Here is a 23,356-nt window from a genome sequence, read left to right on the forward strand (position 1 = left end):
CGCTCCATGTTGCGGCGCACCCTGCGCACTGATCAAGCTTCATGGGCCCGCTGTGCCGTAATTTGGTATCTCACGCACGAACCGAGCATGATTTATGGCCTCGTCGGCCGGGATGATCCGGTTCTTGGGCGTGTCGGCGCCCCATTGGGCAGACCAGTCGGCCATCTCCTCGGGAAGGTTTGTGCCTTGCAGGAAGACGCCGAGATTGTGGGCCATCGCTGGCGCCTCGGTCTCGAACCGTCCATCTGGCTCGCGGATGCAGCGTTGGCGCCGCCCGCCCCCAATGGGCCTGTCACACCGCTGAACTGAAAAGGGGCGCCGTGGCGCCCCTTTCCGTTCCGGGTGTCGGTTTACCGGGTCAGCGCGGCGAGGACTCGGGCCCAGCTGCGGATGCCCTTGTGGAAGCTTTCCATGTCGTACTTTTCGTTCGGCGAATGGATCTGGTCGTCGTCCTTGCCAAAGCCGATCAGCATGGGGGTCGAGCCGATGATGCGGGCAAAGTGTCCGGCGATCGGGATCGAGCCGCCGCAGCCGATGTAGGCGGCCGGATCGGGCCATTCGTCGCTGAGGGCCTGTCGGGCCGCTTCGAAGGCGGGGTCGGAGACGTCGAAGGCGCCCGCGCGGGATGCGCCGTGGCCCTTGAACTCGACCTCGACATCGGGGGGCAGCATCTCGCGCACCATCTTGCGGAAGCTCTCGCGGATCGCCAGCGGGTCCTGGTCGCCGACCAGTCGGAAGCTGATCTTGGCGTGTGCCTCGGAGGGCAGCACGGTCTTGAAGCCGGCGCCGGTGTAGCCGCCCCAGATGCCGTTCACCTCGCAGGTGGGGCGCGACCAGATCATTTCGAGCGGGGTGCGGTCCTGTTCGCCGGCGGGCGTGCTGAGGCCCACATCGCCAAGGAAGCGCCCGTGGTCGAAGGCCAGACCCTGCCATTGCTGGCGCAGCTCGTCCGGGATCTCGGGGACGCCGTCGTAGAAGCCCGGCACGGTGATGCGGCCGGTGTCGTCATGCAGGCTGGCGATGATCCGGGAGAGCACGCGGATCGGGTTCATGGCGACGCCGCCGTACATGCCGGAATGCAGGTCGCGGGAGGGCGCGGTGATGGTGAGTTCTTCGCCCAGCAGGCCGCGCAGCATGGTGGTGATCGCGGGCACGCGGCTGTCGAAGAGGCCGGTGTCGCAGATCAGCGCGATGTCGGATTTCAGCTCGTCCTTGTTCTCTTCCATGAAGGGCACCAGCGAGGGCGAGCCCGACTCTTCCTCGCCCTCGAGGAAGAAGGTCAGTTTGCAGGGCAGGGCGCCGTTCACCTCTTTCCAGGCGCGGCAGGCCTCGATGAAGGTCATCAGCTGGCCCTTGTCATCCGCCGCGCCGCGCGCGCGGATCACCTTGCCCTTGGGGGTGTCCTGGATCTCGGGGTCGAAGGGGTCGCGCTCCCAGAGGTCGAGCGGATCGACCGGCTGCACGTCGTAGTGCCCGTAGAACAGCAGGTGCGGGCCCTCGCCGTCGAGATGGCCCACCACCATCGGGTGGCCGGGGGTGGGGCGCTTCTCGGTCTTGATCCCGAGGCTGTTCAGGTCGGCCACCAGCCAGTCGGCGGCGGCGTCGCAGTGTTCCTTGTAGGCGGGATCGGTCGAGATCGACGGGATCCGGAGCAGCTCGAGCAGGCGGTCGGTGGCCGCGGGAAGATCCGCATCGATTCGGGAAAGGACGTCGTCGAGTGACATGGGCTGGGCTCCGGTATTGAGGTTCGGCGCGAACCGTATCAGCCGGGCGGGCAGTGTCCAGTGGGGAGGGCGGAAGGCAGGGGTGCGGAGGGCGCAAGCCCGGTCGCCCCGGGCATGGCCGGTATGACGGGACGGAAAATACCAAGCATTGAAGGTAATCGGGTGCCGGCGACGGCCTGCCTCGACGGGGAGGTACGTGGCTGCCATCGCCGGCGACATGCCTGCCTGTTCCCGCCCGCGGAGAGCCGGGTACAGGTCCGTGCCAGTCACGGACTCCAATAAGAATGGACGCAGGCAACCCTCTGAAAACAAACAGTTACCGGGTTACCGTTGAATGACGGATACTGTTCCTGTTACTCTTACTTCACTTAACGATCACAGACTGGACCCGTGGCGGCTTTACGTAAAGTCGGGTATTCCAGACTTCGCTTCATCATCGGGTTCTGGCTTGATCGAGATCAAGGCTGCGACATGTCGCCCGCGCGTATTCGGTTGAATGCAGGACGCAGAACTTATAATTATTCAAAACCGTGAATGCGGTCCCGCTGTGTCACAGAATGCCGTGATCGGCACCCAGTATAAGGAGGACCCCGGTGGACTACACCGCGAAACTCGATGACGCGATCGCGCGCCTGCATGAAGAAGGCCGTTACCGGACCTTCATCGACATCGAACGCCGCAAGGGGCATTTTCCGCATGCGGTCTGGACGCATCCCGATGGCGGCGAGAGCGAGATCACGGTCTGGTGCGGGAACGACTACCTGGGCATGGGGCAGAACCCCGTCGTTCTGGAAGCGATGCACGAAGCCATCGACGCGGCCGGCGCCGGGTCTGGCGGCACCCGCAACATCTCGGGCACCACGGTCTATCACAAGCGGCTGGAGGCGGAACTCGCCGACCTGCACGGCAAGGAAGCGGCGCTGCTGTTCTCGTCGGCCTATATCGCCAACGACGCCACGCTTTCGACCCTGCCCAAGCTGTTCCCGGGGCTGATCATCTATTCCGACGAGCTGAACCACGCCTCGATGATCGAGGGGATCAAGCGCAACGGCGGGCACAAGCGGATCTTCCGGCACAACGATCTGGCGCACCTGCGCGAACTGCTGGAGGCCGACGATCCGGAGGCGCCCAAGCTGATCGCCTTCGAGTCGGTCTATTCGATGGACGGCGACTTTGGCCCGATCGGCGAAATCTGTGACCTGGCCGACGAATTCGGCGCGCTGACCTACCTCGACGAGGTGCACGCGGTGGGCATGTACGGCCCGCGCGGCGGCGGCGTCTCCGAGCGGGACCGTCTGGCGCACCGCATCGACATCATCAACGGGACGCTGGGCAAGGCCTTTGGCGTCTTCGGCGGCTACATCGCGGCGTCTGACCGCATGTGCGACGCGATCCGGTCCTATGCGCCGGGCTTCATCTTCACCACCTCGCTGCCGCCGGCGGTTGCCGCGGGTGCCGCGGCCTCGGTCGCCTACCTCAAGGGCGCGACCGAGCTGCGCGAGAAGCACCAGACCCAGGCCAAGATCCTCAAGCTGAGGCTCAAGGGCATGGGGCTGCCGATCATCGACCACGGTTCGCATATCGTGCCGGTCATCGTCGGCAACCCGGTTCACACCAAGATGCTGTCGGACATGCTGCTGAAGGACTGGGGCATCTACGTTCAGCCGATCAACTTCCCCACCGTTCCGCGCGGAACCGAGCGGCTGCGCTTTACGCCCTCGCCGGTGCATGGGCCGAAAGAGATCGACAGGCTGGTGCAGGCAATGGATGCATTGTGGTCGCATTGTGCGCTCAACAGGAGCGAACTTGCCGGCTGATTTCTGCCAAGCTGTGCAACCCCTAGGTAGTATGGTAACGTCATCCCAACGAAAAGCGTAGACGAATCATCGGGACGATTCCAATACGCTGCGACTGGGACATTGCAGGCGAGACGGGGCGGCAGTTATGATCGGGCGCAAATCCTCGCGCACATCGACGGATGATAATGCATTCGTGAAGCCGAAAGGCTTTGACGATTTTGAACTCCGCCTCGGGGATACAATGCGTGGCGAGCGTGCGACGATGGGCAAGTCCCTTCTCGACGTTCAGCGCGAATTGCGCATCAAGGCCTCCTACATCGCCGCCATCGAGAATTCCGATCCTTCGGCATTCGACACCCCGGGTTTCATCGCGGGTTACGTGCGTTCCTATGCGCGCTACCTTGGCATGGACCCGGACGAGGCGTTCAGCGTCTTCTGCGAGGAAAGCGGCTTTTCCGTCGCGCACGGCATGTCTGCCGCAGCCTCCGGCGTGACCAAGCGCGCGACCTTCGAGGAGAAGGCCAAGCGCCCGGCGCAGGACCGCGACCCGTTCACCATGCCGAACACGCCCTTCGTGCCGGGCACCGACAGCATCTTCAGCCGGATCGAGCCGCGCGCGGTGGGGTCCACGCTGGTCCTGCTCGCCCTGATCGGCGGCATTGGCTATGGCGCTCTGTCCGTGCTGCGCGAAGTGCAGCAGGTGCAGTTTGCTCCGGTGGAACAGGCACCCGTCGTTCTCTCCGATCTCGATCCGCTGGCCGGGGCGACCCGCAGCGCGACCGAGTCGACCGTCGACTCCTCGACCGCCGAGGCGAATGCCACCGGCCCCAGTGTCGAGGCGCTGGATCGTCTTTACCGCCCGCAGGCGCTGGATGTGCCGGTTCTGGTCGCGCGCGATGCGCCGATCTCGACCCTGGACCCGCGTCTGGTTGGCTCCTTCGCGCAGCCGACGCTGCCCGATGTGCAGGACAACATCGCGGGTGAGGTGAACTCGCTGCTGGCGGGGCTGGTCACGCAGGATGGCTCGATCCAGCCGCAGGGGGCGGGCGAGCAGATGCCGCAGGTGGTGGAGATGCCGGGCTCGGCCCTGCAGATCGTTGCCGTGCGGCTGTCGTGGGTCCGCGTGCGCGCTGCCGATGGCACGGTGATCTTCGAGAAGACCATGCAGCCGGGCGAGACCTGGGAAACGCCGATGACCGAAGAGCCGCCGACGCTGCGGACCGGTGAGAGCGGCGCGATCTACTTCGCCATGAACAACCATTTCTACGGGCCCGTGGGCGAGACGGGGGCAGTGACCTCGAACCTCGCGCTGTCGGTGGCGACGCTGGAAGAGAAATACCAGCCGGTCGACATCAGCCAGGACGAGGGTCTTGTCCGCTATGCCGAGGCGCAGGGGCTGACCGTCCGTCAACCTTCGGAATAAGCCCCGCGTGCATTGCGGCCCGGCGCCGCCGGGACTATCTTGGCGGCAAATCCGGGGCTCGGCCCCGCCCCGTGTCCAAAGGACAGCTCATGTCGCTGAACCACGTGCGCCCGTGGCGCAACATCTATCGCCGTAAATCCCGTCAGATCATGGTTGGCAATGTGCCGGTCGGGGGCGATGCGCCGATCGCGGTGCAGACCATGACCAACACGCTGACGACCGACGTGCCGGGCACCATCGCCCAGGTGCAGGCGGCGGCAGAGGCGGGGGCGGATATCGTCCGCATCTCGGTGCCGGATCAGGCCTCGTCCAAGGCGCTGAAGGAGATCGTGCGCGAGAGCCCCGTGCCGATCGTTGCCGACATCCATTTCCACTACAAACGCGGGATCGAGGCTGCCGAGGCGGGCGCCGCCTGTCTGCGGATCAACCCTGGCAACATCGGCGACCGGACCCGCGTGGCCGAGGTGATCCGGGCGGCGCGCGACCACAACTGTTCGATCCGGATCGGGGTGAACGCGGGGAGCCTCGAAAAGCACCTGCTGGAGAAGTATGGCGAGCCTTGCCCGGACGCGATGGTCGAGAGCGGGCTGGAACACATCAAGATCCTGCAGGACCACGATTTTCACGAGTTCAAGATCAGCGTGAAGGCCTCGGATGTCTTCCTCTCGGCGGCGGCCTACCAGCAACTGGCCGAGGCGACGGACGCGCCGCTGCACCTTGGCATCACCGAGGCGGGCGGTCTGGTGTCGGGCACCATCAAATCCGCCATCGGGCTGGGCAACCTGCTGTGGATGGGGATCGGGGACACCATCCGCGTGAGCCTGTCGGCCGATCCGGTCGAAGAGGTGAAGGTGGGTTTCGAGATCCTCAAGTCGCTGGGACTGCGCCATCGCGGGGTCAACATCATCTCCTGCCCGTCCTGCGCGCGGCAGGGGTTCGACGTGATCCGGACGGTCGAGATCCTCGAGAAGCGGCTGGAGCACATCAAGACACCGATGAGCCTGTCGATCATCGGCTGCGTGGTGAACGGCCCGGGCGAGGCGCTGATGACCGATGTGGGCTTTACCGGTGGCGGTGCGGGGGCCGGGATGGTCTACCTTGCAGGCAAGGCCAGCCACAAGATGAGCAACGAGCAGATGGTCGACCACATCGTCGAAGAGGTCGAGAAGAAGGCGGCCGAACTGGAAAGCCTGCCGAGCGCGGCGGAATGATCCACGCGAAAAATCTCAAGTGATTTCAGTGATCTGAAGATAGGCCCTCATCCGAAAGATGAGGGCCTTTTGCTGTCTCAGCTACGCTTTTCGGCGATGATCTGCGCCATCTGGTTGGCGGGCAGGAAGCCGCGGAGCAGTTCGTCCTGCAGCACGAAGGTCGGGGTGCCGGAGATTTCCAGCGCCTTGGCGAGCTGGTGGTTCTTCGCGATGACCTCGGTCACCTCGTCGCTGTTCATGTGGTCGATGATTTCGTCGGTTTCGAGCCCCAGACCCTCGCCCAGACGGCGCAGGGCCACGTCGCTGACCTCGCCGTTGAAGGCGAGCAGGGCGTCGTGCACCTGGGCATAGGCCTCGTCGCCCGCGATCTGCTTGGTCGCGATGGCAAAGCGCGAGGCGGCGACGGAGGCCTCGCCGAGGATCGGGAACTCCTTGACGATCAGGCGGATGTTGCCGTCGGACTCGAGCAGGCTCGCCACCTCGGGAACGGCCTTGCGGCAATAGCCGCAGCGGTAGTCCATGAACTCGACGAGGGTAATGTCGCCGTCGGGGTTGCCGCCGACCCACGAATAGCCGTCATCGAACAGCGCGTCGGCATGGATCTGGACCAGCTCCAGATCGGCCTGATCCTGCGCGTCGGCCTGTTTCTGCTGCATCAGGGCGACGGCTTCCATGATCACTTCGGGATTGTCGAGCAGGTAGGCGCGCACCTCGGCCCGGAACGCCTCGCGTTCGGAATCGCTCATCGCGGCGGGGTCGAAGGCGAGGAGGGGTGTGGCTGCGAAGGTCAGCGCCGTGACGGCGGAGATCAGGGCAGGGCGAAGCATCGGCAATACCTTTGTTCTTTGGTCTCGGGATGTTGAGCGATGCCGCCATTGACCTTGCGGGGCGACCGCGATCAAACACGGGTTCAGCGCACAATGGGAGACGAAGATGCGAAACTCAACCCGGTCCAATGTCGATCCCTTCATTGTGATGGACGTGATGGAGGCCGCCCGCCGAGCCGAGGAGACCGGGCGCCACATCATCCACATGGAGGTCGGCCAGCCGGGCACCGGAGCGCCCAAGGGGGCCACCAAGGCGCTGACGGCCGCGCTGGACAACGATGCGCTGGGGTACACCGTCGCGCTGGGTCTGCCCGCGCTGCGGCGCCGGATCGCGCGGCTCTACGGTGAATGGTACGGGGTCGATCTGAACCCCGAGCGGGTGGTGATCACGCCCGGCTCGTCCGGCGGTTTCCTGCTGGCCTTTACCGCGCTTTTCGACACCGGCGACCGGGTGGGCATCGGCGCGCCGGGCTATCCCTCGTACCGGCAGATCCTGAGCGCGCTGGACCTTGTTCCGGTCGATATCCAGTCGTCGCCCGAGAACCGGCTTCAGCCGGTCGCGGCGGACCTGATCGGCAAGAACCTGAAGGGGCTTCTGGTGGCCTCGCCCGCGAACCCGACGGGGACCATGCTGGACCGGGCGGCGATGGGTGGGCTGATCGAGGCCGCGGATGCGCAAGGCGCGAGCTTTATCTCGGACGAGATCTATCACGGGCTGGAGTACGAGGCGAAGGCGGTGACCGCGCTGGAGCTGACGGACGAGGCCTACGTGATCAATTCCTTTTCCAAGTACTTCTCGATGACCGGCTGGCGGGTGGGCTGGATGGTCGTGCCGGAGGATCACGTCCGGGTGCTGGAGCGGATCGCCCAGAACCTGTTCATCTGTGCGCCCCATGCAAGCCAGGTGGCGGCGCTGGCGGCGATGGACTGCACCGAGGAGTTGGAGGCCAACCTTGCGGTCTACCGCGAGAACCGCAGGCTGATGATCGAGGGGTTGCCCAAGGCCGGGTTCACCTCCTTTGCGCCGCCGGACGGGGCGTTCTACGTCTATGCCGATGTCTCGGAGCACACCGACGACAGCCGCGCTTTTGCCGCCGAGATCCTGGAGAAGGCCGGGGTCGCGGTGACCCCGGGGCTGGATTTCGATCCCGTGCGCGGGGCAACGACGCTGCGGTTCTCCTACGCCCGGTCGAGCGCGGATATCCGCGAGGGGCTGGAGCGTCTTGCGGACTTCATGAAGGCGCGCTGAGGCGTTCCATCTCGGGGCCCGCTGCGATAGGGTGGCGGGCAAAGGGCCGAACCACGGGCCCGGCAGGCACTATCGGGGCATTTCCATAATGAGCAGGCTGATCGCGGCGCTGACGATCCTGTTGACGATCGCGTGTACCAAGGGGGCGGGGGCCGAGGATTTCTCGGCGCTCACGCGGGTCGATTCCGCGCGCAGCGGGATTTCCGCTGCCGGGTCGGACGGCGTTGCGCTGGACCTCTACCTTGATTTCGGGGTGCCCTGGCGCCTGTTCATGCTCGACTCGCCGCCGCGGCTGGTGGTGGATTTCCGCGAGGTGGACTGGAGCGGGGTACAGGCGGCCGATCTGCTCAAGACCGACCGGATCAAGGGCGTGCAGTTCGGCACCTACGTTCCCGGCTGGTCGCGCCTGGTCGCCGAACTTGGCGGGCCGATGGGGATCGAGACCGCAGCGCTGAAGGTCGAGGAGGCGACGCGCAACGCGCACCTTGCCATTCGGTTGAAGCCGGTCTCGAAGAAGGTATTCGCCGAACGCTCCGGCGCGCCGCACGATCCGCGCTGGGATTTGCCCGCGCCGGCGGTGGTCGAGGCCGCGCCGCGGCGTGGGCCCGACGATCCGCTGGTGGTGGTGCTGGACCCGGGGCATGGCGGGGTCGATCCGGGGGCCGAGACCGACGTGGTCGACGAGAAGGACCTGATGCTGACCTTTGCGCGGGAGCTGCGCGAAGTGCTGCTGCGCACCGGCGGTTTCAAGGTGGTGCTGACGCGGGAGGACGACAGCTTTGTCTCGCTCGAGCGGCGGGTCTCGATCGCGCATCAGGCGGGCGCCGACGTCTTCATCTCGCTGCACGCGGATTCGCTGGCCGAGGGGGCGGCGCATGGGGCGACGGTGCATATGCTCTCGCGCGACGCCTCTGACGAGGCCAGCGCCAAGATGGCCGAGCGCCATGACCGGGCCGACCTGCTGGCGGGCATGGACCTGAGCGAGACCGATGACGAGGTGACGGGGGTGCTGATGGACCTTGCGCGGCAGGAGACGGCGCCGCGCACCCGCGCGCTGGCCGAGGCGCTGGTCGACGGCATGGCGCAGACCGGGGGGCCGATGAACCGCAGGCCGCTGCGCTCGGCGGCCTTCTCGGTGCTCAAGGCGGCCGACATTCCCTCGGTGCTGATCGAGATCGGGTTCCTGTCGAGCCCGCGCGACCTGAGCAACCTGCAAAATCCCGAGTGGCGCGCGACCATGGCCCGTGGTATCCGCAACGGGCTCGCCGCCTGGACACAGGGAGATGCGGCGCAGCGTCCGCTCGTCCGTCAATGAATGCGCGCCTTTCAGCCGTTCGTGTTTTGACCCGGTCCGGGCCCCTCTTTATATTGTGCCTACCGCTAACAAGGGCAGTCTCGTGATCAGGTTCATATTTTCTTTCTTCGGTGCGATTTTCACATTCGTCACCCTTGGCATCGCCATGGCAGCCCTGACCGTGGGCGGTGTGATCTGGATGTATGCGCGCGACCTGCCGAGCCACGAGTCGCTGGCGCAGTACAAGCCCCCGACGATCAGCCGGATTTATTCGGGCAAGGGTCAGCTGATCGACGAATTCGCCAAGGAACGGCGGCTGTTCACCCCGGCGGACGAGATCCCCGATCTGGTGAAGGAAGCGTTCATCTCGGCCGAGGACAAGAACTTCTACGTTCACCACGGCTATGACCTTCGCGGGATCGCGGCCGCTGTCTTTGACGCCGTGCGGACGCGCGGGCAGGACGTGCGCGGGGCCTCGACCATCACCCAGCAGGTCATGAAGAACTTCCTGCTTTCGGGCGACCGCAAGGCCGAGCGCAAGATCAAGGAAATCATCCTCGCCTCGCGGCTCGAGGAATCGCTGTCCAAGGACCAGATCCTCGAATTGTACCTGAACGAGATCTTCCTCGGTCAGAACTCCTACGGGGTGGCGGCGGCGGCGCAGACCTATTTCAACAAGACCCTGTCGGAGCTGGAACCGAGCGAGGCGGCGATGCTGGCCTCGATGCCCAAGGCGCCGTCGGACTTTCACCCGGTGCGCAACAAGGAGCGGCTGAAACAGCGCCGCGACTATGTGCTGCGGGAGATGAAGGAAAACGGCTACATCACGGACGAGGTCTATGAGCACGAGGTGGCGGAGCCCATCCGCTCGGTGCAGAACGGCGACTTCGAGAGCTTCCGGACGGCGGTTCCGCCGCGCAACTACTTCACCGACGAGATCCGCCGCCAGCTGAGCCAGGATTTCGGCGAGGGCGAGTTCTTTACCGGCGGTTTCACCGTGCGTGCGACCATCGACGAGGAAATGCAGGTCATCGGCGAGCACGCGCTGCAGCGGGCGCTCGAGAAGTACGACCGTGGCCGGGGCATCTGGCACGGGACCTACACCACGCTGCCGGCCGAGAAGCTGACGGACGAGAGCACATGGCGCGCGGCGCTGGCCGAGACCGAGGTGCCCCGTGATATCGACCTCGACGGGCGCTGGCGTCCGGCGGTGGTGCTGAAGGTCGGCAACAGCGATGCGCGCATCGGGATCGAAGGCGTCGAGGAAACGGCCGAGGGTCACTGGATCCGGGCCGAGGACGTCACCTGGGCGCGCAAGCGCCAGGCAGACGGCACCCTGTCGAAGAAGGCCACCACGGCGGGCGACCTGCTGGACGTGGGCGACGTGGTGCTGGTGCGTGCCATCACCAAGGACGCCGACGGTACCTTCGTGCGCTGGTCGCTGCGCCAGCCGAGCGAGGTGCAGGGCGGGTTCATGGCGATGGACGTGAACACCGGCCGGGTGATCGCGATGCAGGGCGGCTTCTCCTACCAGGACTCGGTGTTCAACCGCGCGACGCAGGCACAGCGGCAGCCGGGTTCGTCGTTCAAGCCCTTCGTCTATGCCGCCGCGCTTGACAGCGGGTACAGCCCGGCAACCATCGTGGTCGACGCGCCGATCGAGATCAACACGCCCTCGGGCCTCTGGCGGCCGCGCAACTCCTCGAACAAGTATTACGGCCCGACACCGCTGCGGACCGGGATCGAGCAGTCGCGGAACCTGATGACCATCCGCCTTGCGCAGGAGGTCGGGATGGACGTGGTTGCGGGCTATGCCGAGCGGTTCGGGGTCTATGACCACATGGGCACCTTCCTTGCGAACTCGCTGGGGTCGGAAGAGACCACGCTCTACAAGATGGTGGCGGCCTATGCGATGTTCGCCAACGGCGGCGAGCGGGTGGAACCGACGCTGGTCGACCGGATCCAGGACCGCTACGGGCGGACCATCTATCGTCACGACAAGCGCACCTGCACCGACTGCGACCAGCTTGGCCTGCCGCAGGGCGAGGCGCCGCGCATCGTGTCGAACCGGAACCGGGTGATGGACGCGATCACTGCTTACCAACTGACCTCGATGATGAAGGGCGTTGTGGAGCGAGGCACGGCCTCGGGCGTGGTCAACCTGCCGGTGCCGACCGCCGGCAAGACCGGGACGACCAACGACGCCCGCGACGTCTGGTTCATCGGCTTCACCTCGAACATCGTGGCGGGCTGCTACATCGGCTTCGACCGTCCGCGCCCGCTGGGCCACGGCGCTTATGGTTCGTCGCTCTGCGGCCCGGTGTTCCAGGAGTTCATGACGGAGGCGGTCAAGAAGTACGGCGGTGGGCCGTTCAACGTGCCGCCGGGCGGTCACTTCATCAAGATCGACCGCTACACCGGCTCGCGCCTGCCGGATGACGCCTCGGGGCCCTATGTGCAGGCCGAGTACTTCCGCGATGGCTGGGAGCCGATCTTTGGTCTGGCTTACGACGGTGGTTTCGCGATGGGTTCGAACCTGCCGCTGATGGACGAGGTGCGCGAGTCCGGTCGGCAGGTGACCACCTCGACCGGGGAGAGCGTGATCGTCGGGCCCAAGGCCGACTTCGGCACGGTCAGCTCGGGCGGATTGTACTGAGCGACGCGCAAATCGCCTGAGATTACCGGCCGCCCTCTTACCGGAGGGCGGCCGTTGTTTTTGGCAGGGGCCGCGCCAGAAATCCGGTTGACTGTGTAACGGCTGTCATATTTCCTCATCCTAGGGCGGCTATGTCCTTTTTCCGTGGCTGCTGTTTCCATTTTGGAACGCAACCTCTGTGTATTTCGGGAAGGTATTTGTTGTAATTTTCATGACTTGATCCTTCCCGGCCAATTTTTCCTGTCGGGGGCTAAAATGAATATCGTTGGAGATCTTTCCATCGTCGATTCCGTTGTGGATCACGAAACAACTCCGGAACTGAGCGGCGCGACCGCGGTCAAGACACTGGTTCTGGGGAACACGACTTACGTCTATGTCACGTCCCGCAACGACTACGGCATCCAGATCCTCAAGATCGAGGACGATGGCAGCCTGTCGCCGGTCGGTACCTATGTGGACGACAATGCGACCTACCTCGGGCAGCCGTATTACTTCGATATCGTCACGGTCGGCAGCAACTACTTCCTCGTGGTGCCGAGTGCGAGCGAAGACGGGCTGACCACGCTCAAGGTGACCAAGACCGGCATCAACCAGGGCCTGCTGGCAAAGGCCGACACCATCCAGGACGGCACTGGCGATCTGCTCGACTATGCGACGACCGTGGAGGGGTTCAGCACCGCCAACGGCAGCTACGTGGCGGTGAGCGCGTATTATTCGGACGCGATCTCGATCTACAAGGTGTCGGGCACGGGCAAGCTGACGCTGGTCGATACCGCCACCGATGCCTCGAACGCGAGCTTTCTTCTGGATGGCGCCGAGGCGCTTTCGATCCATTCCATCGGCAAGAAGACCTTTGTCTACGTGGTCGCCAGCGGTGAGGACGGTGTCGCGGTCTTCGAGATCTCGGCGACGGGCAAGCTCGACTACGTGACCAGTGTGGCCGTGGCCAACGCCGGCACCCTTGGCGGTGTCGTCGCGGGCGAGTTCAACGGCAAGAACATCATGATCGTCTCGGATTACTACGATGGCGAGTTGAACGTCTATTCGCTGGACGCGGACGGGGTGCCGACCTTTCTCGCCATGTTCGATGCCGGGGCCGAAATCGGCGCCTACCGGATCAGCAAGATCGAGATCGTGGAGATCGACGGGGTCGACTTCGTGGCGGCCACGTCCAACTACTCCGACAGCATTTCGCTCTATTCGGTGGACCCGGATGGCACCATGACGGCGGTCACCACCACCTCGGACAGCACACTGCTGAACGGGGCGAACGACATCCACTACGTCGAGGTGGGCGGCAACCGCTACATCCTCGTCACCGCCACCGACGGCAACCGCCTGACGGTGCTGCAGGTGGATTCCGCCGATGACGCCCTTGTGGGCACGATGGACAACGACCAGATCATCGGGCTGGAGGGCGAGGACGAGCTTCTGGGCCGCGGCGGCAACGACATGCTGAAGGGCGGCGACGGTGACGATGTGATTTCGGGGCATCGGGGCAACGACAAGCTCTATGGCGACGCGGGCGAGGACGTGCTGATCGGCGGCGCGGGCAACGACATGCTGGAAGGCGGTGCGGGGCGCGATATCCTGATCGGCGGTTATGGCGTCGATACGGTTGCCTACGTCAAGTCGGCCGAGGCGGTGAACGTCAACCTCGGGTCCGGCGCGTCGAGCGGCGGCGACGCGGCGAGCGACGTTCTCGACTCCATCGAGAACATCACCGGCAGCAGCTTTGACGACACCCTGACCGGCGACGCTTCGGCCAACGTGATCCGGGGTGGCGGCGGCAATGACGTCATGAACGGCGGTGACGGCAACGACCGCCTGCTGGGCGGCGCGGGCCACGACGACGCCACCGGGGGTGCGGGCAACGACAAGATCATCCTTGGCGGCGGCAACGACACCGGCAGCGGCGGCGCAGGGCGCGATACGCTGAGCGGCGGCGGCGGCAACGATACGCTGACCGGCGGGGATGACCGCGACACCCTCAAGGGTGGCGCGGGCAACGACCGGCTGAACGGCGGTGCGGGCAACGACAATCTGACCGGCAACGCCGGGAAGGACGTCTTTGTCTTCAACGCCAGCTCGGGCAACGACACGGTCACCGACTTCGTGGCCGGAGCCGACCGCGTCGATTTCTCGGGGCATTCGGACTACAACAGCTTTGCCGACGTGAAGGATGACTGGTTCCAGTACAAGGGGACCACGATCATCGGCAGCGGAGGCAACACCGTCGAACTGACCGGGGTCAAGATCTCGGAACTGAGCGCGGACGACTTCATCTTCTGAGGTCTTTCGAACTGGCCGCCCCCGGTTGCTCTGGCCCAGATGTGACCGGGGGCAAAGCCTTGAGCGCTTGCCTGCCCCCGGGTGCTGGTTTATCACCCGCACCTACACAAAGCAGAGCAGGTCCCCCATGCGCGCCGAGACGCAGAACATCGTTGCCGAGATCAAGAAGTCGCTGAACCTCCTGGCCCAGCGGATGGACTGGGAGACCGCGCCGCACCGGCTGGAAGAGTTCAACGCGCGGGTCGAGGATCCGAACCTGTGGGACGATCCGACGGCGGCGCAGAAGCTGATGCGCGAGCGCCAGATGCTCGTGGATTCGATGGATGTCTACACCGGCCTGAGCCAGGAACTGGACGACAATGTCGAGCTGATCGAGCTGGGCGAGATGGAAGAGGACGAGGAAGTCGTCGGCGAGGCCGAGACCGCACTGAAGGCGCTGGCCGACAAGGCGGCGCAGAAGGAGCTCGAGGCCCTGCTCGACGGCGAGGCGGATGCCAACGATACTTTCCTCGAAATCAACGCGGGCGCGGGCGGCACCGAGGCCTGCGACTGGGCGGCGATGCTGCAGCGGATGTATGTCCGCTGGGCCGAAAAGCGCGGCTACAAGGTTGAACTGCAGTCCGAGGAAGCCGGGGCCGAGGCGGGGATCAAGTCCTGCGCCTACAAGATTTCGGGTCACAACGCCTATGGCTGGCTGAAATCGGAAAGCGGCGTGCACCGGCTGGTGCGGATCTCGCCCTTTGGCAAGGGCACGCGCGAAACCTCCTTTGCCTCGGTCTGGGTCTACCCGGTGGTGGACGACAACATCGAGATCGAGGTAAATCCGGCCGATATCCGCATCGACACCTTCCGGTCGTCGGGCGCAGGCGGTCAGCACGTGAACACCACCGACTCTGCCGTGCGGATCACCCACCATCCCACGGGCATCGTGGTGACCTCGTCCGAGAAGTCGCAGCACCAGAACCGCGATATCGCGATGAAGGCCCTGAAATCGCGCCTGTACCAGATGGAACTGGACAAGCGGAATGCGGCCATCAACGAGGCGCACGAGAACAAGGGCTCGGCCGGCTGGGGCAACCAGATCCGATCCTACGTGCTGCAGCCCTACCAGATGGTGAAGGACCTGCGCACCGAGCACGAGACCTCGGACACCAAGGGCGTGCTGGACGGCGACCTCGATGCCTTCATGGCGGCGACGCTGGCGATGGACGTGTCCGGCAAGAGCCGCGCCGAAGCGCGGGCCGAATAAACCCTTCTGACCATTTATCCGAATTGACGAGAGGGCCGGTCCGAAAGGACCGGTTCTTTCTGCTTTCGGGCAATTGTTTACCTAACGTTAACTTTAGCGGCGAAGCACGCATGGATTTCGTGTATTGTTGCCGAGTTTGAACAAATGGCTTTTCGCTCTAGGGGGACAATTCAATGGCGAAAGTGACTCTTGATGTGACATTTGACGGGACCACCACGGTCGATCGGCTTGATGGGCAATCCAGTATCCCATGGTTCGGAACGCCGCCGGATACGACTTCGATGGATATCTACAGCGTTTACCTGGAGGGCGACGACACGCTGGAGGCGACTGCGGGCCTCACGGGTTCGGATTGGCGGATCAAGTATTTCCGAATTGCGGGAGACAATCACGTCACGACGATTTCGGATCTCGATGCGGGGGAAGACCGGCGCATCGAGACGCTGCTGCTTGGTTACAATTCGGAGCTGAGCCTGATCTCGACCCGTGTCGATTTCATCTACGGATGGGAAGGCGACAAGCACGTGATCAAACTGGGGGACCAGCAGGAGAGCAGCATCAAGGCGATCATACTCGCTGCCGATCTGAACATCATCCAGACGGGGGTTGCCCATGTCTCCAACATCAGGACCGACAACGGCGACAACGTTTCACGGATTACCGTCAACAGCGGCGGGGTGGGTTCGATCAAGACCGGGGACGGTGCGGACCGGCTGATCGTCCAGGATGGCGGCTCGGTGGATGCGGTGAACCTCAAGGGGGGCGACGACACCGTCATCGTCCGGGGCGATGCGCGGGTGGAGTTCCTGCGCGCCTACGATGGCGACAAGACGATCAGCATCATCGGCGAAGAGAGCCGCCTGCGGAACATCAAGCTGGGTGACGGGTCGCACGAGGTGACCTCGGACAGCTACATCAGTCACATCAACGCCTATGAGTCCGACCTGACCCTGACGCTGAACGGAGGGGCCGGGGTTATCTCGATTGATCGGGAAACGGGGCAGACCCACAGCCATAACGTGGTGATCAACGGGTCCATCTCGTCCTTTGTCGCGACCGACAGGGGATCGGATGCCACCGACGACCAGAGCACGAGGATCACGCTGAACGGCTACAGCGGCTCGGTCATGCTGGGTAATGGCAAGGACCTCGTGAAGACGGGGACCGAGTATGTCGAACACATCTCGACCTCGGGCGGCAACGACAAGGTGGTCATGGGCACGGGCGGCATCGGGTTCATCCGCACCGGGGCGGGCAATGACACCGTCCAGCTGAATCGGTCAGACCCGGACTACGGGGTCGTCCTGCAGGGCGAGAGCGGGACCGATACGCTCGACTTTCTCAAGCTGAAGAGCGGGGTGGTCTTTTCGCTGGGCGAGGCGGGCGCCTACCAGAAGCCCGAGGGCGACATGTCGGGCTATTACAGCGCCGTCGGCTTCGAGAACCTCAAGGGCAGCAACGCGGCGGATATCCTTGTCGGCAGCGGCAGCAGCAACCAGCTGATCGGGCGCAAGGGCAACGACACGCTGGTCGGCGGGGAGGGGGACGATACCCTGGCCGGCAACGCGGGGCGCGATGTCTTTGTCTTCGGGGCGAATGGCGGGACCGATACCGTGCGGGACTATCAGGACGGGATCGACCTGCTGCTGATCGAGGACAACGCCGGAGGCTTCAAGACCCTCGACATCAGCAAGGAAGGCAAGCATTGGGTCATCGACTACGACGGCGGCACCATCATCCTGCAGGGGGCTGCGGGTGACACCACGCTGACACGGGCCGATTTCGACTTCGTCTGAAGCGCGGAGAGGCTTTTCACTCCCGGGTCATGGGTCTAGGTTCGTCTGACCAATCAGTATGAGCCTGCCCTGACATGACCATGACCCGCGAGTCCGCCAGTACCCTTCTTTCCGGCCTGCGTTCCGGTACCCTCTCTGCCACCGCCCTGATGGAGGCGACGCTGGACCGGATCGCCGAGGCCAACGGCGCGGTGAATGCCGTGGTGTCCCTGCGCGACCGCGCGTCCCTGATGGCCGAGGCCGCCGAAGCCGACAAGGTGCCGCCTGCCGAGCGGGGGGCGCTGCACGGGCTGCCGATTGCGGTGAAGGACCTTGCCGACGTGAAGGGCATCGCCACCACGCAGGGGTCGCCGCTGTTCAAGGACACGATTGCCGATCACGACGACCTGATGGTGGCGCGGATGCGCGCCGCCGGGGCGATCTTCATCGGCAAGACCAATACGCCGGAGTTCGGGCTGGGCTCGCACACCTTCAACCCGGTTCACGGGGCGACGGGCAATCCCTATGACCCCACGCTCAGCTGCGGCGGATCGTCGGGCGGTGCTGCGGTTGCGCTGGCCACCGGCATGACGGCGCTGGCCGACGGGTCGGACATGATGGGATCGCTGCGCAACCCGGCCGGGTGGTGCAATGTCTACGGTTTCCGCCCCTCGTGGAGCCGGGTGCCCTCGGACCCGGAAGGCGACAACTTCCTGCATCAGCTGGCCACGCTCGGGCCGATGGCGCGCAGCCCGGAGGATATCGCGATCCTGCTCGACGTGATCTCGGGCCCGGATCCGCGCCTGCCGCACGGTTGCCCGGCGGACCCGGTGGGCGCGCTGGAGCCTGCCGACATGAAGGGCAAGCGGATCGGCTGGCTGGGCGACTGGAGCGGCGCCTTTCCGATGGACGACGGCATCCTCGAGCTGTGCCGCGACGCCGTGAACGTCTTTGAAGACCTCGGTGCCGAGGTTCATGAACTGGCGGCGCCGTTCTCGTCGGAGAAGATTTGGGAGAGCTGGATCGCGCTGCGCTCGTGGCAGGTGTCGACCGGTCTGCTGCCTCTGCTGGAGACCCGGCGCGACAGCCTGAAGGACAGCGCCATCTGGGAGATCGAGCGCGGGCGCGCGATGAGCGGCATGGACGTGCACCGTGCCAGCGTGATCCGCTCGGACTGGTTCATCGCCGCCGCGAAGCTGTTCGAGAGCTACGATGCGCTGGTGCTGCCGACGGCGCAGGTCTGGCCCTTTGAACTGACCCGCCCGTATCCGACCGAGATCGCGGGGCACCGGATGGACACCTACCACCGCTGGATGCAGTGCGTGGTGCCAGTCAGCCTGCTGGGGCTGCCGTGCCTTGCCATGCCCGCCGGTTTCGGCGCGGCCGGTCTGCCGATGGGCATTCAGCTGTTCGGCGGGCGCGGGTCCGACGCCGCGCTGCTGGCGATGGGGCAGGCCTATCACAATGCGACCGAATGGCCGCAGAAGCGCCCGGCCATGTAAGGGCCGGCGCACAGGGAGGAACTGTCGGCGGGAGGAGGAGCCCATGGACAGGTCGATGGAATTTGGCGCACCGGCGTTCGGTCCGGTGGATGGGTCCGTGCTGCGCGAGGCGTTGCGGCGCGGCCTTGCCGACTTTCGCCGCGCGCCCTTTTACGGGCTGGCGATGGCCGGGGTCTACGTGATCGCGGGATGGATCATGCTGTGGATCACCGTGGCGACCGGCACCAGCTTCTGGCTGGTGCTCTCGGCCATCGGGTTCCCGCTGCTCGGCCCTTTTGCCGCCGTCGGGCTTTACGAGGTGTCGCGGCGGCTGGAGGCCGGGTTGCCGCTTGGCGCGCGCGAGATCTTCGGGGTGGTGCTGCGCCAGCGCAGCCGTCAGCTGCCCTCGCTCTGCGCCATCGTGGTGATGGTCTTCCTGTTCTGGTTCTTCCTCGGTCACATGATCTTTGCCCTGTTCCTCGGCCTGTCGCGGATGACCAACATCTCGTCCTCCTACGAGGTCTTCCTGACCGGCAACGGGCTTGCCATGCTGGCGGTCGGGACGCTGGTGGGGGCAGCCTTTGCGCTGCTGCTGTTCATGATCTCGGTGCTGGCGCTGCCGATGCTGCTGGACCGCGAGGTGGATTTCGTCACCGCGATGATCACCAGCTTCCAGTACGTGCTGGCCTATCCGCTGCCGATGCTGGGCTGGGCGGCGCTGATTGCGGTACTGACCTTCCTTGCCCTGTTGCCCTATTTCGTGGGCCTGCTGGTGGTGCTGCCGGTGCTGGGCCACGCCACCTGGCATCTCTATCGGCTGCTGATGGAGCGTGGGGCGGAAGCCGCGCCGCTGGATGGGGTGTCGGTGAGTTAAAGCTCTTCGCGCCCGTCCGCCACCAGTCGCGCGCGCAGGTGTTGCGCTGCGGGGTGGCCGGTGTCGAGGGCGAAGACATAGGCCTGTGTCAGGAAGAACCCGGCGGCGGCGGGGTCGGATGCGCCCTCTGCCGCCTCGGTGTAGAGGGCGACCAGCGCCTGCCGGTCGCCCGCCTCGTGCGCCGCCAGCAGGCGGGCGTCGAGGTCGTTCACTCGGCGGCCTCGGGGGCAGGGGCGCGGTGGGCCTGCAGGTGTCCGGCCACCCAGTCGTGGAACAGGTGGGTCGGCCCGTCCATCACCGGCGAGAAGCGGCCACCGTCGAACCCGGGCGAATGACGCCCGCGCTGCATGCCTTCGACGACAAAGATGTCCTCTTCGAACACGGTCTTCCAGAGAGCGGTGTTCTGCTGCCGCATGGCCGCGTCGGTCTCGGGGCGCGCGTAGTAGAGGTGCACGTGCTCGCTGGTGCGGTCCTGTGCCTCGGGCTGCAGGATGATGGCAAAGGCGTGGTCGCGGTGCACGCCGAGCAGGACGTTCGGGAAGGCGGCGATGTACTCGGCCGCAGTCTGCCACTTGGGGTCGAGACCGTCGAAATCGGGGAAGACCTGCCCCTCGGCGCCGTGGAACTGGCGGTAGACGAGGGTGCCCTGACCCGAGAAGCGCCCGGGGCTTTCGATGTGGTAGTGATCTTCCAGCCGGGAATAGCTGTTCAGGCCGGGATGCACCCACGGCAGGTGATAGCTCTCGCAGTAGTTCTCGACCGCCAGCTTCCAGTTGCAGGCGACGGGCAGGACAAAGCGGCTGTCGTCGCCGCCGTGGAACAGAGGCTTGTCGAACTCGGCCCAGCGGGCGATGACCTCGGCCATGGCATCCGCGAAGGCGGGGGCGTCGCCGCTGATGTTGACCCAGACCACGTCGCGCCAGATGTGGCTGCGGACCTCGATCAGCCCGAGGGTGTCGCGCTTGATGCCCTCGTGGGTGTTCTGACCCGGACCGCCGACGTGGGGCGTGCTGACCAGCTTGCCCTGGGTCGAGTAGCACCAGCTGTGATAGGGGCAGCGGATGGCGCCCTCGATCTTGCGGGGTTCCTCGACGAGGATCATGCCGCGATGGCGGCAGATGTTCTGGAACACGCGCACGATGCCATCGCGGTCGCGGATCAGCAGCAGCGGGATGTCGAGAAAGGTGATCGGCACCGCGTCGCCCGGTTCGGGGACATCAGCGGCCACGGCAAGGCCCGCCCACTGGCCGATCAGCAGCGCCCGGCTCTCCTCGGCGTGCACTGCGGGGTCGGTGTAATGGGCGTTGGGCAGGCCGTTGGCCTCGGCGATCGGGCGGCGGACGGCGGACAGGTCCGCTGGCATGGATGATCGGGGCATGGCTCTCTCCCGGCTGGCGTTTTGCCCGAGGGTAACGCCTCTCGGGTCGCCATTTCCGCGCGCGGAGCGACCGGAATCTTCCGTCTGCGACAGATCGCGCCGCCCGGGAGGGGGCGGCGGGGGCCGTGATCAGACGAAGGGTTCGTTGACCTTCAGGTAGTGGCGGTGAAACGGCTGAAGCTCGTCGGCGGTATGGAACCCGGCGGTGCGCGCCGCCGCGAGCACCGGCTTGGTCCGGCGACCGACGTATTCGTAGACCATGCGGACCGCGCGCATGCCGTCCGAGCTTTCGGGCATGGTGCGCGAGACGTAGCCGACCCAGTAGTTGTTGTCGAAGGAGGCGACGCGCGAGAGGAAGTTGAAGGAACAGGTCATCGAGTTGCGCCGGGCGACGGTGATGGCGATACCATCCTCCTGCCGCGCGACGTAGCCGCGGAACTCGCGGGTTCTGCCGTCCTCGGGGAGGCCCTGCTGGCGCATCGCGGCGCGGGATTCGAAGCCGCGCAGGTAGGTCGTTTCGCCGTCGCGCAGGATGTAGACGAGGCCGACGAGGAAGCGCGAGGTGTCGACGAAGCTGAGGCGGCTGAACCGGTAGAAGCCGGTCGGGAAGATCTCGGGCGGCACGTGGCTGACGCTGGGGCCGTGGAACTCGCGCAGGAACGGACCGTTCAGGATCGACTTGTCGGTGCCGAGCTGGTCCACCGGTTCGAGAAGGATGCGGGCATCGACCTTGAAGAAGGCGCAGATGCGGTCCAGCACATCCGGGCGGGGGAAGCTTTCACCCGAGAGATAGCGGTTGAACTGGGTCCGGTTGATTCCCAGCATTCGGGACAATTCGGAAATGGATTGATAACGTTCGGAGAGGCGGCGCAGGTTCTTTCCGAACATGTTCCGCAATTCAGAGGGTGATCTTGTTTGCCTGGACATTAACGGTTCATTTCAGTGGTCGTCCGAGAATTTAAGGTTTAAGACCTTCCGCTATCCCCGTATTATAGGTGAAAATTAACAAATCGACGCCAATTAGCGTCGGGCTGTCTCTCAACTTGTGCAATTGCTATGTCTTCTGACACAAAAAGCAATGCCTCGCCGCAACTTTTTCCCGTGGCCCCATCCGCTTTTTATCAGAAGCTTGGGGCGTAACTGGTCGGGGGAAGGCAATGTTTGGCGTAGTCATCTGGAGTGACAGGGCGGATCAAAAAGCCGTCATCTGGTGCGAGGACCAGGGCGATCTGGCCTATTTCCGCGCGGCGGAGTACGGCCCCGAGGCCAATCTTGAGAGTGGCGACTGGGTCGAGTTCGACGTGTCGCTGGACCGCAGCCAGCGGCTGGCGCACAACCTGCGGCTGGTCGGGCGCGGCGTGTGCCCCAATCCGCAGGACCCGCCGCGCGTGGTCGCGGCGGTGCAGGGGCGGGCACCGGCGGGAGGCCGGAACCCGGTATCCTTCATCGGCAGGCCGCGTCTGCGCGCCTGCAACTGATCCCGGACCGAGGAGCCGTCAGAGGCCGCGCCGAAGGGCGGCAACGCCGGTCCGCGCGATCTCGGCAAGGCCGAGCGGGCGCATAAGGTCGGCGAAGGCGTCGATCTTTTCCGGGGCGCCGGTAATCTCGAAGATGAAACTGTCGAGCGTGGTGTCCACCACGTTGGCGCGGAAGATCTCGGCCATCCGCATGGCCTCGACCCGCTTGTCGCCCTGACCGACGACCTTGAGCATGGCAAGCTCGCGCTCGACCGAGGGGCCCTCGACGGTGAGGTCATGCACCTCGTGCACCACCACGATGCGTCCCAGCTGGGCCTTGATCTGCTCGATCACCTGCGGGGTGCCCTTGGTGACGATGGTGATGCGGCTGCGGTGGCCGGTGTGGTCCACCTCGGCCACGGTCAGGCTCTCGATGTTGTAGCCACGGCCCGAGAAGAGACCGATGACGCGCGCCAGCACGCCGGGTTCGTTCTCGACCAGCACCGCAAGCGTGTGCCGCTCCTCGATCTCGGAGAAAGCGGGGCGTAGGTTGTAGGCGGAATGCTTGGTCGCGCCTTTCTTGATCTGCAGAGCGTTCATTTGCCCATTCCTTTGTCTCGGCTGCCAGACCCCCGGCAGGGGGCCCGGAAAAGAAGTGTCGCGATCG

General features: G+C 65.1%; 19 protein-coding genes. 12 read left to right on the forward strand and 7 right to left on the reverse strand.

Annotation, left to right across the window (positions count from 1 at the left end; all coding sequences use genetic code 11):
* Positions 1 to 39: 39 nt before the first annotated feature.
* Together DDT93_RS26360 and DDT93_RS02440 are read right to left on the reverse strand one after the other, a co-directional pair.
* Positions 40 to 216 carry a hypothetical protein gene (locus tag DDT93_RS26360; RefSeq protein ID WP_157960077.1) on the reverse strand — a complete coding sequence of 59 codons (177 nt, stop codon included), beginning with the start codon at positions 214 to 216 and terminating at the stop codon, positions 40 to 42.
* 134 nt (positions 217 to 350) lie between these two features.
* Complete coding sequence (locus DDT93_RS02440; RefSeq protein WP_109464194.1) at positions 351 to 1,724, reverse strand: M20/M25/M40 family metallo-hydrolase; 1,374 nt, start codon at positions 1,722 to 1,724, stop codon at positions 351 to 353.
* Positions 1,725 to 2,317: 593 nt separating this feature from the next.
* On the opposite strand from DDT93_RS02440, the gene hemA reads away from it, so the two are divergent.
* The 3 genes from hemA (at position 2,318) to ispG (ending at position 6,157) form a co-directional block, all read left to right on the forward strand.
* Positions 2,318 to 3,541 (forward strand): 5-aminolevulinate synthase, encoded by a 1,224-nt coding sequence (hemA, locus tag DDT93_RS02445; protein ID WP_109464195.1) that lies wholly within the window; start codon positions 2,318 to 2,320, stop codon positions 3,539 to 3,541.
* Between the two features lie 127 nt (positions 3,542 to 3,668).
* Positions 3,669 to 4,946: a helix-turn-helix domain-containing protein gene (locus tag DDT93_RS02450; protein ID WP_109464196.1), complete on the forward strand. Its 1,278-nt coding sequence runs from the start codon at positions 3,669 to 3,671 to the stop codon at positions 4,944 to 4,946.
* A gap of 89 nt (positions 4,947 to 5,035) precedes the next feature.
* A complete protein-coding gene (ispG, locus tag DDT93_RS02455) occupies positions 5,036 to 6,157 on the forward strand; it encodes a flavodoxin-dependent (E)-4-hydroxy-3-methylbut-2-enyl-diphosphate synthase (protein ID WP_109464197.1) in 1,122 nt (373 codons plus the stop codon).
* 77 nt (positions 6,158 to 6,234) lie between these two features.
* Here the strand turns inward: ispG and DDT93_RS02460 are convergent, their stop codons facing one another.
* Positions 6,235 to 6,984 (reverse strand): DsbA family protein, encoded by a 750-nt coding sequence (locus DDT93_RS02460; protein WP_109464198.1) that lies wholly within the window; start codon positions 6,982 to 6,984, stop codon positions 6,235 to 6,237.
* 106 nt (positions 6,985 to 7,090) lie between these two features.
* Between DDT93_RS02460 and DDT93_RS02465 the strand changes: the two genes are divergently transcribed.
* From DDT93_RS02465 to DDT93_RS02500, 8 genes are all read left to right on the forward strand, one after another.
* Positions 7,091 to 8,233: a pyridoxal phosphate-dependent aminotransferase gene (locus DDT93_RS02465; protein WP_109464199.1), complete on the forward strand. Its 1,143-nt coding sequence runs from the start codon at positions 7,091 to 7,093 to the stop codon at positions 8,231 to 8,233.
* 88 nt (positions 8,234 to 8,321) lie between these two features.
* On the forward strand, positions 8,322 to 9,548 hold the full coding sequence (locus DDT93_RS02470) for an N-acetylmuramoyl-L-alanine amidase (RefSeq protein WP_109464200.1): 1,227 nt from the start codon (positions 8,322 to 8,324) through the stop codon (positions 9,546 to 9,548).
* Between the two features lie 82 nt (positions 9,549 to 9,630).
* On the forward strand, positions 9,631 to 12,183 hold the full coding sequence (locus DDT93_RS02475) for a penicillin-binding protein 1A (protein ID WP_109464201.1): 2,553 nt from the start codon (positions 9,631 to 9,633) through the stop codon (positions 12,181 to 12,183).
* Positions 12,184 to 12,438: 255 nt separating this feature from the next.
* Positions 12,439 to 14,475 (forward strand): beta-propeller fold lactonase family protein, encoded by a 2,037-nt coding sequence (locus tag DDT93_RS02480; protein ID WP_109464202.1) that lies wholly within the window; start codon positions 12,439 to 12,441, stop codon positions 14,473 to 14,475.
* 127 nt (positions 14,476 to 14,602) lie between these two features.
* Positions 14,603 to 15,724: a peptide chain release factor 2 gene (gene prfB / locus DDT93_RS02485; protein ID WP_109464203.1), complete on the forward strand. Its 1,122-nt coding sequence runs from the start codon at positions 14,603 to 14,605 to the stop codon at positions 15,722 to 15,724.
* A 281-nt stretch (positions 15,725 to 16,005) separates the two neighbouring features.
* On the forward strand, positions 16,006 to 17,520 hold the full coding sequence (locus tag DDT93_RS02490) for a calcium-binding protein (RefSeq protein ID WP_109464204.1): 1,515 nt from the start codon (positions 16,006 to 16,008) through the stop codon (positions 17,518 to 17,520).
* 74 nt (positions 17,521 to 17,594) lie between these two features.
* Entirely contained in the window at positions 17,595 to 19,001 is a 1,407-nt protein-coding gene (locus tag DDT93_RS02495; RefSeq protein ID WP_109464205.1) for an amidase, read from the forward strand.
* 43 nt (positions 19,002 to 19,044) lie between these two features.
* Positions 19,045 to 19,854, forward strand: a complete 810-nt coding sequence (locus tag DDT93_RS02500; protein ID WP_109464206.1) for a DUF2189 domain-containing protein — start codon at positions 19,045 to 19,047, stop codon at positions 19,852 to 19,854.
* Here DDT93_RS02500 and DDT93_RS02505 read toward each other — a convergent pair.
* From DDT93_RS02505 to DDT93_RS02515, 3 genes are all read right to left on the reverse strand, one after another.
* Positions 19,851 to 20,066 (reverse strand): hypothetical protein, encoded by a 216-nt coding sequence (locus tag DDT93_RS02505; protein WP_109464207.1) that lies wholly within the window; start codon positions 20,064 to 20,066, stop codon positions 19,851 to 19,853. The two genes, DDT93_RS02500 and DDT93_RS02505, sit on opposite strands and share 4 nt — an antisense overlap.
* Positions 20,063 to 21,232, reverse strand: a complete 1,170-nt coding sequence (locus tag DDT93_RS02510) for an aromatic ring-hydroxylating oxygenase subunit alpha (protein ID WP_232825353.1) — start codon at positions 21,230 to 21,232, stop codon at positions 20,063 to 20,065. Before DDT93_RS02510 ends, DDT93_RS02505 begins: the two co-directional genes overlap by 4 nt.
* Before the next feature lie 129 nt (positions 21,233 to 21,361).
* Complete coding sequence (locus tag DDT93_RS02515; RefSeq protein ID WP_109464209.1) at positions 21,362 to 22,159, reverse strand: helix-turn-helix domain-containing protein; 798 nt, start codon at positions 22,157 to 22,159, stop codon at positions 21,362 to 21,364.
* Between the two features lie 230 nt (positions 22,160 to 22,389).
* Here DDT93_RS02515 and DDT93_RS02520 point away from each other — a divergent pair, with 230 nt between their 5' ends.
* Positions 22,390 to 22,710 carry a hypothetical protein gene (locus tag DDT93_RS02520; RefSeq protein WP_109464210.1) on the forward strand — a complete coding sequence of 107 codons (321 nt, stop codon included), beginning with the start codon at positions 22,390 to 22,392 and terminating at the stop codon, positions 22,708 to 22,710.
* A gap of 18 nt (positions 22,711 to 22,728) precedes the next feature.
* Here DDT93_RS02520 and ilvN read toward each other — a convergent pair whose 3' ends face one another.
* Positions 22,729 to 23,289, reverse strand: coding sequence for an acetolactate synthase small subunit (gene ilvN, locus DDT93_RS02525; RefSeq protein WP_109464211.1), 561 nt, complete (start codon positions 23,287 to 23,289; stop codon positions 22,729 to 22,731).
* Positions 23,290 to 23,356 lie beyond the last annotated feature (67 nt).

Origin of the sequence: Albibacillus kandeliae (assembly GCF_003116585.1) — a bacterium.
GTDB classification, from domain to species: Bacteria; Pseudomonadota; Alphaproteobacteria; order Rhodobacterales; family Rhodobacteraceae; genus Albibacillus; species Albibacillus kandeliae.

What these genes read in the sequence shown, in the direction of transcription:
- prfB (WP_109464203.1), top strand. Translation starts at nt 14,603, where the DNA reads ATGCGCGCCGAGACGCAGAACATCGTTGCCGAGATCAAGAAGTCGCTG.
- DDT93_RS02510 (WP_232825353.1), bottom strand. Translation starts at nt 21,232, where the DNA reads ATGCCCCGATCATCCATGCCAGCGGACCTGTCCGCCGTCCGCCGCCCG.
- DDT93_RS02465 (WP_109464199.1), top strand. Translation starts at nt 7,091, where the DNA reads ATGCGAAACTCAACCCGGTCCAATGTCGATCCCTTCATTGTGATGGAC.
- DDT93_RS02495 (WP_109464205.1), top strand. Translation starts at nt 17,595, where the DNA reads ATGACCATGACCCGCGAGTCCGCCAGTACCCTTCTTTCCGGCCTGCGT.
- DDT93_RS02440 (WP_109464194.1), bottom strand. Translation starts at nt 1,724, where the DNA reads ATGTCACTCGACGACGTCCTTTCCCGAATCGATGCGGATCTTCCCGCG.
- DDT93_RS02500 (WP_109464206.1), top strand. Translation starts at nt 19,045, where the DNA reads ATGGACAGGTCGATGGAATTTGGCGCACCGGCGTTCGGTCCGGTGGAT.
- DDT93_RS02515 (WP_109464209.1), bottom strand. Translation starts at nt 22,159, where the DNA reads ATGTCCAGGCAAACAAGATCACCCTCTGAATTGCGGAACATGTTCGGA.
- DDT93_RS02480 (WP_109464202.1), top strand. Translation starts at nt 12,439, where the DNA reads ATGAATATCGTTGGAGATCTTTCCATCGTCGATTCCGTTGTGGATCAC.
- DDT93_RS02450 (WP_109464196.1), top strand. Translation starts at nt 3,669, where the DNA reads ATGATCGGGCGCAAATCCTCGCGCACATCGACGGATGATAATGCATTC.
- DDT93_RS02490 (WP_109464204.1), top strand. Translation starts at nt 16,006, where the DNA reads ATGGATATCTACAGCGTTTACCTGGAGGGCGACGACACGCTGGAGGCG.
- DDT93_RS02470 (WP_109464200.1), top strand. Translation starts at nt 8,322, where the DNA reads ATGAGCAGGCTGATCGCGGCGCTGACGATCCTGTTGACGATCGCGTGT.
- DDT93_RS26360 (WP_157960077.1), bottom strand. Translation starts at nt 216, where the DNA reads ATGGCCCACAATCTCGGCGTCTTCCTGCAAGGCACAAACCTTCCCGAG.
- ispG (WP_109464197.1), top strand. Translation starts at nt 5,036, where the DNA reads ATGTCGCTGAACCACGTGCGCCCGTGGCGCAACATCTATCGCCGTAAA.
- DDT93_RS02520 (WP_109464210.1), top strand. Translation starts at nt 22,390, where the DNA reads ATGTTTGGCGTAGTCATCTGGAGTGACAGGGCGGATCAAAAAGCCGTC.
- DDT93_RS02460 (WP_109464198.1), bottom strand. Translation starts at nt 6,984, where the DNA reads ATGCTTCGCCCTGCCCTGATCTCCGCCGTCACGGCGCTGACCTTCGCA.
- ilvN (WP_109464211.1), bottom strand. Translation starts at nt 23,289, where the DNA reads ATGAACGCTCTGCAGATCAAGAAAGGCGCGACCAAGCATTCCGCCTAC.